Below are 14,805 nucleotides of genomic sequence, written 5' to 3'. Positions count from 1 at the left end.
GGTGAACTGGATGCTCGCTCACCAATGATTCGAGTAATCGATCGACCATAAAATGTTTACCGACGGATGGAAACAACAACCGAAATACGGCAACGGGAAACGTCCATCCCGTTGCCGAATACATGAAGGGTGGTATTTCATTGAAACAGGAAATTCGGGATCTATTCAACGAGAGAATCTTGACCGAAACGGCTGAGAGGTACGGGATTCCCAGAGATCAGGTACATTTCCTGAAAGACGCGGAAAATTACGTTTACGAATTTAAAAAAGATCACCGCCCCTACATTTTAAGGATCACCCATACGATCCGCCGTCACCCGGACTATATCATGGGGGAATTGGAATGGTTGAATTATCTGGCCGATCGCGGTTTGAGTGTTTCACGGGCCGTTCCTTCCGCCAAGGGGAACCTGGTTGAATCCATTCCGGCAGATCAAGGCCATTTTTTGGCGGTGGCCTATGAAAAGGCCCCGGGTAAAACCGTCGGGGAAGAGGATTGGAACGAAACTTTCTTTCAAACTTGGGGCGAGTATGTCGGACGGATGCATGCCCTGACCAAGGAGTATCGATTGAGCCATCCGGCGTATAAGCGTCAGGAATGGTATGAAGAAGATCAATTAAACCTGCGGAAATATGTTCCCTCGGATCAAACACGGGTGTTTGAAAAGGCGGATCAGTTGATGGAACGCATCCATCAACTACCCAAAAGCAGGGACTCCTATGGCCTGGTTCACACGGATTTGCACCAAGGGAACCTCCACTGGCACGAAGGGCAAATCACCGCTTTTGATTTCGATGATATCGGGTACAACTGGTTTATGAACGATATCGCGATCATCATTTACAATGTGCAATGGTTTCCGACGGTTCCTTATAAGGATAAGGCGGAATTTGTGCGCCGCTTTTTCACCCATTTTATGATCGGCTACCGGCGGGAAAATGATCTGGATCCGTGGTGGTATCGACATATCCCCGATTTTCTCCGTCTGCGCCATATGTTGATCTATGGCTTGTTTCACCAGTTTATGGATTTGAATGCTTTGAAAGAGGAAGAAGCGGAGATGTTGCGCCAATACCGTCACGACATCGAGATCGAAACCCCGGTTGTCCGGCTCGATTTTACAACGATCCGTGAAAGATGAAATTAATGATGAAGGCGGCGCTGATCGGATACATGGCCCAGTGCATCCCCTTGGCCTTTCCGGTCAACAGTTTCAAGAGCGTGTAGGAGATGAAACCAAAGGCCAATCCTTCCGCAATGCTGAAGGTTAACGGCATCATGATGATGGTGAGAAAGGCCGGTACCGTTTCTGTAAAATCATCGAAGGAAACGTGTTGGATCTCACTCATCATCAGCGCTCCTACCAGAATCAGAACGGGAGCTGTCGCCTCGGAAGGAATGAGGGAAACCAGGGGAACCAGGAACAGACAGAGCAGAAGCAGTCCCGAAGTGACCAGAGCGGTCAATCCGGTCCGTCCGCCTTCGGCGATTCCCGTTGCGTTTTCGATGTAAGTGTTGAGAGCGGTGGCTCCGAAGCAGGCGCTTGCCATGGTCCCCAACGAATCAGCTTTCAGGGCTTGATTCAGGTTGGGGATTTTTCCTTTTTCATCCATCAGACCCGCTTTCTTGGAGAGTCCGAGCAAAGTGGCCAGATTGTCGAACAGTTCCACAATGGTAAAGGAAAAGATAATGGAGATGATACCGTACTTCAATGCTCCCAGCAGGTCCATCTGCAGAAAAGTGGCGGAGATGTCGGGGACGGACAAAGTCACGATATCGTTGAGACCTTGGGGAGCGGGAGTCGTTCCGATCCCCATGGCGAACACGGTTATCAGGAGAATGCTGATCACCATGGCTCCCCGCACTTTTTTCACCATTAAAATGGAGGCCAGAATCAGACCCGCCATCCCCAGGATCGACTCCGGCTCGGTCATCGGCCCCAATGTGACATAGGTGGTTTCACTGGGAATGATAATGCCGGCATTCTTCAAACCGGTAAAGGCGACAAAGATCCCGATACCGACTCCGATGGCCGAACGGAGGGTTGGGGGAACGACATCGAATAACTTTCTGCGAATACCCGTGATTGTCAGGATAAAAAAGACGACCCCGGATATAAATACAGCACCGAGGGCGGTTTGCCAGCTCAACCCTTTCCCCAGCACGACCGTGTAAGTGAAAAAAGAGATCAATCCCATTCCGGGTCCGACCGTGATGGGAAAATTGGCCCACAGGGAAAACATCAGGGTACAGAAAACGGTGGAGAAGATGACGGCGGCCACCGCGGCATCCTGAGGAATGCCTGCCTCGGAAAGAATGAAGGGGATGACGAGAACGATATAGCTGAGTGCCATGAAGGACGTGAGACCGGCGATCACTTCCGTTTTGACATCCGTATTCCGTTCCGAGAGTTTGAATATTCGTTCCAGCAGATTCTCTTTGTGCCCCTGCTCGGACTGCGGGACAATTGGCGGCTTTTCCATCCCGATAACCCCCTTTGGTCATAAATAAACGAGAAGCCACAGATACGAAGGCCATACCTTTCGCATCTGTGGCTTCTCAACCTCCGTGAAACAGAGTCCTGAGCGGCCGGTTGGAAATAGGGGTGGAAGAAGAAAGCGTTTTTGACACTTTCTCATCCTAGTACTTTCCGGATTTGGTTTAACTATATATTAATAATTTTGAAATGTCAATTAGAAATGATGTCCATCCGGGACAACCTGTGTTTTCTTCATTCTTTCGCCGGTGAGAACTTGACGAACCGGGGGGATGAAGGCTACGATATAGATTGTTATCACATCCAGCGCGGTTAAAAACCGATCTTGGCTGCTTCAAAGGCACACTGAGACCCGGAAGCGGAGCAACCGAAGCAGGAATGGCGCTTTTCCGGAGTGCAAAGGCCACTGGATCTGGGAATGGATGTCAACTGCTTTCAGTATTTATCAGAGCGGATATCCTTTAATCTCATCGTTGTGGGCGGGTTTGAACCTTTGATTCACCGGCCCATACAGGAATGTTTACGGTCGTTTCAACTCTGCTTGACGGAGATTCAGACGCCGTGGAAGTGGAAGGGATTTTTCCTTCCGTTTCTGCGGCTTTTTCTGTAAAGCGCTGGGGAGAGGCGTGAAGACGGAAATCGTCTCCCGAATACCGATGTCGCCTGATCGACAGAATGAGAACATTGACCGAGGTGAAAAGAAGCGATGAACCAAGCTCACTCCAATAAAGGAATCTTGATCGTGACTTGTACCGATCAACCGGGTGTCAATGCCGCTGTCACCCAATTTTTGTTTCAACAACAAGCCAATATCACGCAATCGGATCAGTTTTCCACCGATTCCCATGGCGGAACGCTGTTTATGCGGGTGGAATTTGAATTAGCGGACCTTGCCCGTCGCTTGCCGGAGTTGACGGAAAGCTTCCGCCCGGTTGCCGAGCGTTTTTCGATGAACTGGGGGATCCGAGATGCCGGTGAACGGAAAAAACTGGCGATTTTCGTCTCGAAGGAAGATCACTGTCTTCAGGATTTATTGATCCGTTGGCGCATCGGTGAACTTCCCGCCGATATCGCCATGGTCGTCAGCAATCATCCGGATCTGAAATCGATTGTGGAGCCTTTTGACATTCCGTTTCATCATGTACCGGTAACCAAGGAGACCCGTTTGGAAGCGGAACAGATCCATCTCGACCTGTTGGAAGGGAAGGTCGATACGGTCATTTTGGCACGCTATATGCAAATCATGCCTTCCCGCATGATCGAACGTTACAGGAATCGAATGATCAATATCCACCATTCCTTTCTCCCGGCTTTTATCGGGGGGAAACCTTATCAACAGGCCTTTGACCGAGGGGTTAAGCTGATCGGGGCCACCGCTCACTACGTTACCGAAGAATTGGACGAAGGGCCGATCATCGAGCAGGATATCCAAAGAGTGGATCACCGGGCCCATGTGCAGGATCTGAAACGGATCGGCCGCGACATTGAGCGCATAGTACTGGCCCGGGCGATTCAATGGCATTTGAACGACCAAGTGTTTCTCAACGGGAATAAAACGGTGGTTTTTGGCAGTTGATGGTCCCTTTCAAATGATCTCCTTGTCCTTGGTTTCTTTGGATGATCAGCCGGAGGGTATAAAAACCCTTTTCGTCTTTGATATTAAAAGGGACCATTGATTTGTGAGGAATGATCGGGATGATTCGCCAAAGAAGCGACCCGCGCAATGTGGCCCAACATCTCATCCAACAGCTTTTGCGATGGGGTTGCGAGAGAATCTACGGTGTGATCGGAGATGGCAACCTATATCTGCTCGATGAGTTGGGCAATCAGGATCAAATCAAGTATATCGCTTGTCGCCATGAGACGGATGCCGCTCTGATGGCCGCCGCAGAAGCGAAATTGACGGGCAAGTTGGCCGTCTGCACCGCCACCTCCGGCCCCGGCATCGCTCTGTTGCTCAATGGATTGGCTGATGCCTGGCAGGATCGGGCGCCTGTTTTGGCGGTTACGGGGCAAGTGCAACGGACACACATCGGGACGGGGTCGGTCCAGGATATCGACCAGCAATTGCTGATGCAACCGCTCGCCTACTACTCCACGCTGGTCCCGGAAAGCCAGTCTTTTCCCCAATTATTGAACATCGCTGTCAAAACGGCGCTGGAACGGGGTGGTGTCGCCCATCTATCCATTCCGAAAGAGGTTTGGCGGCTACCGGTCAGTGAGGCGTTTTACCCGTTGCCGCCGACACCTCCGGTCCCAGCTCCACCCCCGGAAGATGTCAACCGGGTGGCGGCCCGGATCGATCAGGCCCAACGGCCGATCATACTCGCCGGGCGGGGGATCAAGCCAACCGGAGCGGAGGCGCTCCAGTTGGCGGAAAAAATCCGGGCGCCGATCATGGTGACCATGCCGGCCAAAAGCTCCGTTCCCAACGATCATCCGCTGTTTGTCGGAGGACTCGGCCAGGCCGGAACTGAACCTTCCCGGGAATTGTTGCATCAGGCGGATCTGTGTATCATCCTCGGCGCTACCTGGTGGCCGAAAGATTACGTCCCCCCGTCGATCCCGATTATCCAAATCGACGCCGTTTCCGAAAACATCGGGCGCAGTCATCCGGCCACCGACTGGTTGGTCGGCGATATGTCCGCCGTCCTTCCCCAGTTGGTCGCCTCGGTTCAGCCGAAAACCCATCCGTCCTATTTCGATGAAATCCAGGAGAAGAAAGCTTCCTGGAATGCACGGATCCGGTCGGAAATCGAGGATCAGACCGAACCGCTCTCTCCGGCCCGGGCAATCGCGGAACTGAACCGGTGGATCGATCCCGATGCGATTATGGCGGTGGATGTCGGGGATCATACATTGTGGTTGGAACGCATTTTTCAATTTCGGAATCAGGAACTTCTCATCTCAGGGACTTGGCGCACCCTCGGTTTCAGTCTGCCGGCGGGAATCGCCGCCCAACTGGCTAACCCGAACCGACAAGTCGTCAGTATCGCCGGAGACGGAGGGGTTGCCCACTCGATCATCGATCTGGTGACAGCGGTCACCTACCGTCTTCCGCTGACCCTGATCATTCTTAACAACGAGGCGTATTTCATGGAAACCGGCCGCATGATCGTCGAAGGGTTGAATACTCTCGGCTCCCGGGTTCCCAACCCGGATTATGCCGCTCTGGCGAGAGCCTGCGGAGCGGAGGGATATCGGGTGGAACAGCCGGAGGAACTCCAGACCGCCCTCCCCCAAGCCCTCGCCTCTGACCAGACTTCCGTTGTGGACATTCATTGTACCGGACCGATTTTCCCCCATACAAAGATTTTAAAGGGATAAGAAACCCCCGCCGGGAAGGCGGGGGTTTCCGGTTGTTACGGGCCGCTCATCCCGTCCCAGCGATAAGCCTTCAGCCGTTCCGGATCGGGCTCCACACCGATCCCCGCTCCCGTCGGCAGGGAGACCGTTCCTTTCACCGGGCGAAGAGGGAACAGGTCCGTAAAGGGGTTTTCCATCGCGTCCCATTCCACCGGTTCGATGTTTTCTCCTTCCATCTTGCTCCATTCGGAGAGACAGCTTTGGGCAAACAAGGCGTATAAGCGGGACAAGGCTCCATCGAAGGTGTGGGGGCTGGCGCGCAACCCGAAGTGACGGGCCAGCTGCAGGGTGTCCCGAAGGGCGTCAATCCCGCCGACATGGGTCGGATCCGGCTGAAGAAGATCAATTCCCCCGTTCTGCAGTAGGGGGAGAAACGCCTTCGGTTCTTCAATGTTTTCGCCTCCCGCCACCGGGATGAGACACCGGGAGCGAAGGATGCGGTATTCGGAAACGTGATCCATCGGAATCGGTTCTTCAAACCAGAGCCAAGCGTCCTCTTCTGCAAACATTCGATTCCAGCGAAGGGCTGTCGCTGTATCGTAGCTCTGATTGGCGTCCACTGCCAACTGAGCTTGATCCCCTGCCATCTCCCGAAGGGCGGCGATATGCTCCCAGTCCTCCCGGAAGGGTTTGCCCCCGATTTTCACCTTCACCCGGGAGAAACCGTCGATCAACGCCTGCTCCACTCTCTTCCGCGAATGGTGCATCCAATCCGGTCGATCCGTATAGGACTGAAAGGAGGCATAAACCGGGACTTCCTTTCTCCTCGCCCCTCCCCAGAGGTCGCAAACGGACAGCCCGGCCTGTTTCGCTGCGATTTCCGTCAGCGCCATACTCACCCCCGCCGCCGCCCGGGGATGCCACTTTTGCACTGCCGCCACCAGTTGCAGGCGGTCAGTGCTTTTTTTTCCGATCAAAAAAGGAATGATCCGCTCCTGAAACCCTTTTTCCAGAAGGGGCAGCCAGTCGGCGCATTCCCCCCATCCCTCCACACCGGAGCGTGTCCGGATGCGAAACAGATAACAGCTTCGGTAGGATTTGTATCCGTTGGCATCCCCGTAAGGCTCCTGAAGAGGAACATAAAGGGGATAAGTTTCCACCGATTCAATCTCCACCATCGTCACTCCCTTTGTGAACCCGAGGCCGGTATGGGACCGGCCAGCTCTTCCTAGGAGTTTCTCCTAATCGTCCCCGGACTAATCTTTCGGACAGAACAAACCCGGCGAGCCAACCGGAGTCGGTCGCCGGGTTTGCAGAGCCGGGGCAAGATTTGCTGGACCGTTTATACAATGATTGATGAAAAATAGCGGAATTCCCCTCGTATACCATAACGAAATCTTTTCCTATCCTCCCAAGACACCGTATAAAAATAAAGGTATAATCATCTATTTAAAGAAAATTAATATATATTATATTTAGCATAGTACAAAAAGTCTAATTAAGGGGTTGGAATGATATGCTAAATGTATGGGGGGTGCCAGTTTTTATTTTTTACAAAAATGAAGGAGGGGAGACAGAATCTGAGGGGTGCTGTTGATCAACCCATAACGGTTTATTTTTCCGGAAAGACAGAACCAAGTGGCCTGAAGCGGTACTGGAAGAAAGGAGACAGGTGAATGAAAATCGGAATAGGGAAACGATTGCTAATCTTACTCTTTTTATTTGTTTTCTTATTCGGCAGCCTTCATCCGGCGCCGGTTTTGGCCGCTGATGCGATTCGCGCCTGGAGCGGCACACCTGTGGCAGAGGCTAACAAACCCGGAATCATGGACAAAATCGTCGGATTTTTAACCCCGGACGAGCCCCAACGGCAACCGGCCCAGGAGGACGAAAAGAAGGGATTCTGGGAAGAGATGGGGGAATATCTGGGGATTGGCGACGATGAAAATGAAAATGGAACCGCTCAGGCCACGGATATACTCCCCCGAAAAGAAAAAGCCCCGAAAGGGGAGAAGATGGCGAAGCCGAAGCGGGTGAAGGAATTAAAGAAAAAAAGGACGGCCCGCGCCAAGTTTTACAAACTTGAAGATGGACGCGTCCAAGCGGAAATCGCCGGTTCCCCCATCCACTATAAAGATCAGAAAGGGAACTGGCATAAAATCGATACCCGGATTCAAAGCGCCGATCAACCCGGGTTCAGTTATGGTAACGAGAAAAACACCTTTCAAAGTTTCTTCGGAAAGAAATCGGACAAGCTGGTCCGGTTCAAACGGAATAAGCGGCAACTGACGCTGGGGGTCAAAGGAAAAGGAAAATCCCTTTCACCGGAAGTGAAGGAGGACACGGTCACCTACCCCGACGTCTTTGGCGAGGCGGACCTGGTTTACCAGGTGACCTCCGATGCCTTAAAAGAGAAGATCGTTCTGGAGAAGGCGCCGAAAGACGCCGCCTACACCTTTACCGTCAAAATGGGCGGTGTCAAAGCGAAAAAGCGGAAAGACGGCTCCATCGCCTTTTACCGGAAGAGCGGGGAAGGAGATCCCGTCTTCATCATTCCGAAACCGTTCATGATTGGACGATAAGGACGATTCCTCCTCTCCTTACGGAAAAGTGTGGAGTGACAAAGTCACCCAGTCGGTCAAACAGAAAGGTTCTCACATTGAAATCACGGTGAAAGCCGACGACAAATAGCTGAAAAGCGACAAACGGAAGTACCCGGTGGTGATCGACCCGACGATCAAGCTGGAGCCGACTCCCACCGACGCACAGGATGCGATGATCATCAACAGCAGCGGGTCGTCGGACCGGAACTTTAACGATACCTGGAAACTCTCTGTCGGGACGACGGACTCCTACATATACCCGGAGTCTGTTGAAGTTTGACCTGTCGGGGATTCCGGATAACGTTGAGCTGGATTCGGCCCAGCTGAAGACATACTATGACCAGGCGTTCACGACCAACAGCAACGATGTGAACATCGAGGCGCGCCGGGTGACGGCCCCCTGGGATGAAAGCACCGTAACCTGGGACTCGGCTCACGGCGACTACGCGGAGATGGGATACAACCGGGTGATCGTGGATAATGAATCGGCAAACTGCGACACCCCTGATTATCCCAAAACGTGCCCCAACGATGAGGCGAAATGGCCGCAATCGACCAGTACGCTTACGCAATACGCAGTGGGCGATGATTATCAATATAACAACGATAGTGCTACCGGAGATACTTATACTTGGATCCCCCGCCTGACGGAGGACGGCTACTACCGGGTGGACGCACACTATGTGCAGGCTTCCGACCGGGCGACGGATGCTCCCTATACCGTCCATTACGACGGCGGGAAGGAGACCTACACGGTGGACCAGAGTGCCGGGAGTGAAAGAAGTCAATGGGAGACACTGGACACCCTTTTCTTCCGTGCCGGCACCGCCCATCAAGTGGTCCTGGGAGATGTCAGCGATCAAGCGGTGATCGCCGATGCTGTCCGCTGGACCCGATTCGCCCGGGGCACCAAAAAAGCGAATGAGCAAAACACCTGGCACACCTTCAGTGTCCGGAGTACGGTTCAGAGTTGGATCGACGGCAGTCAACCCAACTATGGCTTCATGCTGAAGGCTTCGGATGAATCCCTGGGACAGGGCGGTCCCCGATATGAGGCCAGCGAATACGCCTATAACGGCGAATCCGCCAACCGGCCCAAGCTGTTTCTCACCTACGGGAAGCCCGGCGTTGAGTTGGACAAGCCGACCAAGATCCATGCCACCGGTGCCGAGCTGAACTGGTCGGCGTACCAGGATCCGAATGCGGACTCCGACTCGGACAACATTGTCGAGTACCAGGTTCACCGGAGCGTCAACCAGCATTTCCAGCCGTCGGCCTCTACTCTGGTCGCCCCTGTGGACAAGGGAACGACCCAGTACACCGATACAACGGCGGAGCCGACACCCGCCGACAGTGACGAACCCTTCGGGAACGCCTATTACTACATGGTGGCGGTTAAAACCGAAGACGGCTCGATCATCCCGTCTCCGACCCGGCTCGTCCGCCTTCCCAAAGCCGGTCGGGTGGTACAGATCTTCCAGGGAGATGCGGCGGATACCACCCTGTCCAGCGGACAGCCGGATACCAACCACGATGTGCTGGCCGGGGAACCGTGGCTGGAGGTGGGCAATAACAGCTCCACCTACGGGAATGCCCGGGCGCTGTTAAAGTTCAGCGACCTGTCATCGCTCCCCTCCGGAGCCAACATCCTCGATGCCGAGCTCAATCTGTGGACGTCGGAAGCCCGCGGCAGCGGCGGAATCTACGACCTCCACGCCTTGAGTCGGGACTTCGACGAGACGAGCGCTACCTGGAATCAAGCGGATGCCTCCACCAGCTGGACCGAGGCTGGCGGAGACTATAACGACACCGCTTCCGACGATGTCCCCTCCATCTCCAATGACCCCAAGTGGCACCGTTGGAACGCCGGAGACATCGTCCAGCAGTGGGTCAACGATCCCGCGTCCAACCACGGATTCCTGGTCAAGCGGCAGGATGAGGCCGGCGACGGGGAACGCGTCCTCTTTTTGAGCAGTGAAGCGGAAGAGGAAAATCTGCGCCCCAAGTTGACGGTCACCTATACCGAGGAGACGGCGGCCAACACTTATTACGCGCCGAAAACCCCCTCCCGCATGATCTCGGGAGACGAATATACGGTTGAGGTGACGGTCACCAACACGACGGATAAGACCTGGCCCGCCGCTGACTATGTGCTGTCCTATCACTGGGCCTTGCCGGACGGGACGGATAAGACCACCTCCGGCAACCGGTTGGAAACCGCTCTCCCTGAAGATGTTTCTCCGGGGGAAGCCGTTACCGTCCAAGCCAAGGTGAAAACTCCGATCCACAGTGATGAGGGGAACAAGCGGGAAGCCTTTGTTCTGCAGTGGGATCTCCGGAATCAAACCGACGGGACATGGCTTTCCAAGAATGACGAAGACATCACCACCCTGGACCAGAAGGTGATGGTGGAAGATCCCACCTCCAACGAGCTGGGGATGGAGAAGTTCTACCAATATATCCGGGAAAAACACCGGTTCCGGCTCGAAGGCGATGGTGAACCAGTACGCCGGAAACACAGTATTTAACTACAACCCTTTCTCCAACCCGAGCCGGGGACTGGCCACCTTCCTGCGGATGACTTACAACAGCCTGGACACTTCGGATTCGTCCATGGGTTACGGCTGGTCGCTGTCCGCCACCAGTCTGATGCGTCTGGGAACGCCGCTGGACCTGCATCCCAAGGGGAAGGATTGGCCGACGGAAGTTACCCTGACCGACGGGGACGGCACTAGTCACACCTTTGAGTTAAAGCAGCCGGACAAGACGGATGAAAGCACCTGGTATTACAAACGGCCTGCCGGTGTCCACTTTTATCTGCAGAAGGACGGCTCCAAAGAGGAACGCCAGTGGGTGATGACCCGCCCCGACCGTACTCAGTTCTTCTTCGACGGGGAAGGGTTCCTGTCGGCGATTGTGGACAAAAACGGGAATGAACTGCTCTTCACTTACGAGGAGAAGAAATCCAACAACAAACCAACCAAGTTCCTGAAATACATCACCGATCCCACCCGCCGGCAAACCTTGACGCTGGAGTATTATCAAAAAGGGGAAGACTATACCTACTTTGACGGAGACACCAAAACCGAGGACACCAAACTGAACAACCCCAAGATCATCGACAAAGTGAAGTCGATCACCGACATTTCCGGCCGGACAATCACCTTCACCTACAGTGACAAGGGTCTGATGCGGGAGATGGTGGACGGGGCCGGTACCGACGAAGCCAAAACCTTCGGCTTCACCTATGATGCCACCAACACCAACAAGAACACCAAATTGGTGAAGATCACCGATCCCCGGGGGAATGCGACGAACCTCGACTACTACATGCCGTCGGATTCCGACACCGACCAGCTCAATAAGTGGAGGCTCCGTACGCTGACCGACCGGGAAGGCGGGGAGACCGCCTTCGATTATGTAGACCCCGACGGCACCGGCGGTTCCAACATCCAATCCACGGTGACGGATGCCAAGGGGAACGATACGCAATATGTGATGGACGGTTTCGGTCGTCCGGTCAAAACGACCAATGCGAAAGGGGAAGTGACCCAGCTTTCCTGGGATCAGGACAATAACGTGATTCGCCTGGAAGAGGACAACGAGGCAGGTCACCACCTGGACGTATGATGAGAAAACCGGTTATCCGCTCACGGTGAAGGATGCCGAAGCCAACGCTAACGACACCGCCGCCACTAAGCTGTACTACCAGACGGATTTAAAAGGGTACGTGGCCGATCTCACCAAGAAGGTGACCCCGGAGGGGCGGGAGTACACTTTCGACTATGACGCGGAAGGGAACCTGACCGCTGTCACCGATCCGATGGGCAACGCTACCACCACGGTGGACGGAGACTACACGACAAAGTACACCTACGACAACGCCGGGCAGTTGCTGACGGCCACCGATGCCAACGGCAACAAGACCAGCTACAGCGACTACCACCCGGCGGGGTATCCGGAGACGACAACCGATCCTCTGGGCCATGACACCACTACCGCCTACGATGCGCGGGGGAATGTGCTCTCCATTACCGACGCGAAGGGAAAGAAGAGCACTTATACCTATGACGTCTTCGGTCGCCCGCTGGAATCCCAGGTGCCCAAAGACCAGGACCAGGGTGAGTTTATCACCACGCCGGCTCCGGTTTACGACAAAAACGACAACGTGACCGAAGAGACGGCCTCCAACGGCGCCGTGACCACTTACAGCTACGACAAAGCCGATCAGATGGCTTCCACCACGGAGCCTGAGGATACCGCCGACGGGCCGGAGCGGAAGACCACTTACGAGTACGATTTGGTCGGAAACCTGTTGAAGCAGACCGAGCCCAAGGGGAATCTCACTCCGGACAACCCGGAGGATTTTGTCACCACCTACGGGTACGACAAGATCTACCAGATGACCTCGGTCACCAACGCTGACGGTGACAAGATCACCTACGAATACGATAACGTCGGCAATGTCGTCACTGTGGTCGATCCGAAGAAAAACAAAACCACCGATACAACCGACTACACGACGAAGATCGCCTACAATCTTAATCACCAGGTGACGAAGGAGACGGACGCCGAGGGACACAGTACCCAATACCAGTATGACCTCGACGGCAACAAGACCGCTGTCACCGACAAGGAAGGCCACACCACCACCGTCACCTATGATGAGCGGGGCCTGGTGGAGGAAGTGAAAGCTCCCCACAAAGACGGGGTGGACCGGGTCACCCAGTACGCCTACGACGAAGTGGGCAACCGGACCCACGTGATCACCCCCCGGGGCGTGGAGACCTCTACGGAAGGGGACTACGTCCATGAGACAAAGTACGACGCCCTGAACCGGGTGAAGGAGAAAATCTTCCCCTACGACCCGGCCAGTAGCGACTCGCGGTACAACCAACCGCACAAGATGACCTACACCTACGACGAAGTGGGCAACCGGGTCCAAGTGAGCGCACCGCCCTCCGACGGGCAGACCGATCCCGACGGGAACGCCTTGCGCAATGAGACCACCTACGAGTACTTCGACAACGGTTGGGTCCAGTCCAGCACCGATCCCTGGAATATCCAGACCAGCTACGGCTACAATGAACTGGGCCTGCAGACCAGCCGGACCCTGACCAGTGCCGGCGGTTCCAACAGCCGCACCATGGGCTGGTCCTACTACCCGGACGGGAAACGGAAGGCCAAGTCCGACGACGGTGTGCCCGTGGGCAAAGATGTCGTGTTGGTGGACAACTCGGATACCCCAAATGTGGAGTTTTCCGGAGATTGGAAAACCTCCAGCAATGTCGACGGGCATCAGGGATACAGCTACCAGTACGACTACCAAGACTCCGGCTACCCGGACTCCGACGCCGACGATCACTTCTTCACCTGGAAGCTGAACATCCCGAAAGACGGGGACTACGAAGTCTGGGTCAGCTACCAGAAATACAAGGACCGGGCCACCAACGCCCCCTACACCGTCGAGTATGACGGCGGCACGGACACGGTGGAAGTCAACCAAAACACGGCCTCCGGCTCCGAGACAGAGTGGAAAAAGCTCGGCACCTATGCCTTCCAAGCCGGGAACACCCACCAAGTCACCCTGACCGACGACGCCGACAGGATCGTGGTCGCCGACGCGGTGAAACTGGTGCGGGACAACAGCGGGAGACGGACAACGAAGCCAAAGACTTTACCTACACCTACGATGCCAACGGCAACCTGACAAAGATGACCGACAACAGCTCCGGAGCGAAGGTGGACACCTACGCCGTCACCTACACCGGACTGAACCAGGTGAAAAAGGTGGAGGAGAAAAAGGACGGCACATCCAAAACAATTTAAAATTACTGTGGGAGGTATATTAAATGAATAAGAAATATGAGGAATTACAAAAGAAGATAGTGGAAATGATAAAAGAACATTCGAGTAAAGATAGCTTTGCAGAGAGCGTGAACAAAGAAAAAATCGCTGAGATTGAACACGAATTAGGTGTTGAACTTCCCGAGAGTTATAAATGGTTTGTTGAACAATATGGTAAAGGCGGGATTGGTATTGAAGTATTTGGAGTTGAAAGGAATGGGAACCATTCAGTGACTGAAGAGACGTTATTTTATAGGCAATTTAATTTGCCTAAATCATATGTTGTAATAGAGGATGCCGGGGAATGGGTTTATTGTTTGGTAACAGATAAACTTCAAGATGGTGAATGTCCCGTCGTTGACTGGGATCAATTAGGGGGAACAGGAATTATGAAGTATGAAAATTTTTATGAATATATCATAGAGAGTTTCACAGATTCTATAGAAAATATGTGATAGAGGTTTATTTTATGGTTTGAGAAAAAGATTCTGTATTCAAGTTTCTAACCAAAGCTATTATATCTTTGCGAGCGAGAAAACCCCTAGCTTCAG

General features: G+C 53.9%; 12 protein-coding genes. 9 read left to right on the top strand and 3 right to left on the bottom strand.

Features of this window, described 5'->3' with window-relative positions:
- The first annotated feature begins 140 nt into the window (after positions 1-140).
- Positions 141-1,142, top strand: a complete 1,002-nt coding sequence (locus CHM34_RS04775) for a phosphotransferase enzyme family protein (protein ID WP_094263430.1) — start codon at positions 141-143, stop codon at positions 1,140-1,142.
- Here CHM34_RS04775 and CHM34_RS04770 read toward each other — a convergent pair.
- On the bottom strand, positions 1,120-2,484 hold the full coding sequence (locus CHM34_RS04770) for an NCS2 family permease (protein WP_094263429.1): 1,365 nt from the start codon (positions 2,482-2,484) through the stop codon (positions 1,120-1,122). The genes CHM34_RS04775 and CHM34_RS04770 overlap by 23 nt on opposite strands.
- 720 nt (positions 2,485-3,204) lie before the next feature.
- Between CHM34_RS04770 and purU the strand changes: the two genes are divergently transcribed.
- Entirely contained in the window at positions 3,205-4,074 is an 870-nt protein-coding gene (gene purU / locus CHM34_RS04760; protein ID WP_094263427.1) for a formyltetrahydrofolate deformylase, read from the top strand.
- Positions 4,075-4,193: 119 nt separating this feature from the next.
- Entirely contained in the window at positions 4,194-5,825 is a 1,632-nt protein-coding gene (locus CHM34_RS04755; RefSeq protein ID WP_169713591.1) for a thiamine pyrophosphate-binding protein, read from the top strand.
- A 35-nt stretch (positions 5,826-5,860) separates the two neighbouring features.
- Here the strand turns inward: CHM34_RS04755 and CHM34_RS04750 are convergent, their stop codons facing one another.
- The gene (locus tag CHM34_RS04750; protein ID WP_240511871.1) at positions 5,861-6,979 is read right to left on the bottom strand and encodes a mandelate racemase/muconate lactonizing enzyme family protein; all 1,119 of its coding nucleotides are present in this window, start codon (positions 6,977-6,979) and stop codon (positions 5,861-5,863) included.
- A gap of 501 nt (positions 6,980-7,480) precedes the next feature.
- On the opposite strand from CHM34_RS04750, the gene CHM34_RS04745 reads away from it, so the two are divergent.
- The 4 genes from CHM34_RS04745 to CHM34_RS04735 all read left to right on the top strand — a co-directional run bounded on the left by CHM34_RS04745 (position 7,481) and on the right by CHM34_RS04735 (position 12,037).
- Positions 7,481-8,386, top strand: a complete 906-nt coding sequence (locus CHM34_RS04745; RefSeq protein WP_094263424.1) for a hypothetical protein — start codon at positions 7,481-7,483, stop codon at positions 8,384-8,386.
- A gap of 139 nt (positions 8,387-8,525) precedes the next feature.
- Positions 8,526-8,687 carry a hypothetical protein gene (locus CHM34_RS19230; RefSeq protein WP_169713590.1) on the top strand — a complete coding sequence of 54 codons (162 nt, stop codon included), beginning with the start codon at positions 8,526-8,528 and terminating at the stop codon, positions 8,685-8,687.
- Entirely contained in the window at positions 8,677-10,935 is a 2,259-nt protein-coding gene (locus CHM34_RS04740; RefSeq protein WP_094263423.1) for a DNRLRE domain-containing protein, read from the top strand. Before CHM34_RS19230 ends, CHM34_RS04740 begins: the two co-directional genes overlap by 11 nt.
- Positions 10,904-12,037, top strand: coding sequence for a hypothetical protein (locus tag CHM34_RS04735; protein WP_169713589.1), 1,134 nt, complete (start codon positions 10,904-10,906; stop codon positions 12,035-12,037). Before CHM34_RS04740 ends, CHM34_RS04735 begins: the two co-directional genes overlap by 32 nt.
- 88 nt (positions 12,038-12,125) lie before the next feature.
- On the opposite strand, the gene CHM34_RS20335 is transcribed toward CHM34_RS04735, so the two are convergent.
- A complete protein-coding gene (locus tag CHM34_RS20335) occupies positions 12,126-12,395 on the bottom strand; it encodes a hypothetical protein (RefSeq protein ID WP_240511870.1) in 270 nt (89 codons plus the stop codon).
- A 33-nt stretch (positions 12,396-12,428) separates the two neighbouring features.
- Here CHM34_RS20335 and CHM34_RS20330 point away from each other — a divergent pair, with 33 nt between their 5' ends.
- Positions 12,429-14,117, top strand: coding sequence for a golvesin C-terminal-like domain-containing protein (locus tag CHM34_RS20330; RefSeq protein WP_240511869.1), 1,689 nt, complete (start codon positions 12,429-12,431; stop codon positions 14,115-14,117).
- A 142-nt stretch (positions 14,118-14,259) separates the two neighbouring features.
- Entirely contained in the window at positions 14,260-14,709 is a 450-nt protein-coding gene (locus CHM34_RS04720) for an SMI1/KNR4 family protein (protein WP_094263419.1), read from the top strand.
- The last annotated feature ends 96 nt before the right edge of the window (positions 14,710-14,805 follow it).

This window comes from Paludifilum halophilum (genome assembly GCF_002245355.1).
Taxonomy (GTDB): Bacteria; Bacillota; Bacilli; order Thermoactinomycetales; family DSM-45169; genus Paludifilum; species Paludifilum halophilum.
Note: the sequence above shows the minus strand (reverse complement) of the source record. Positions and strands in the feature narration are given on the sequence as shown.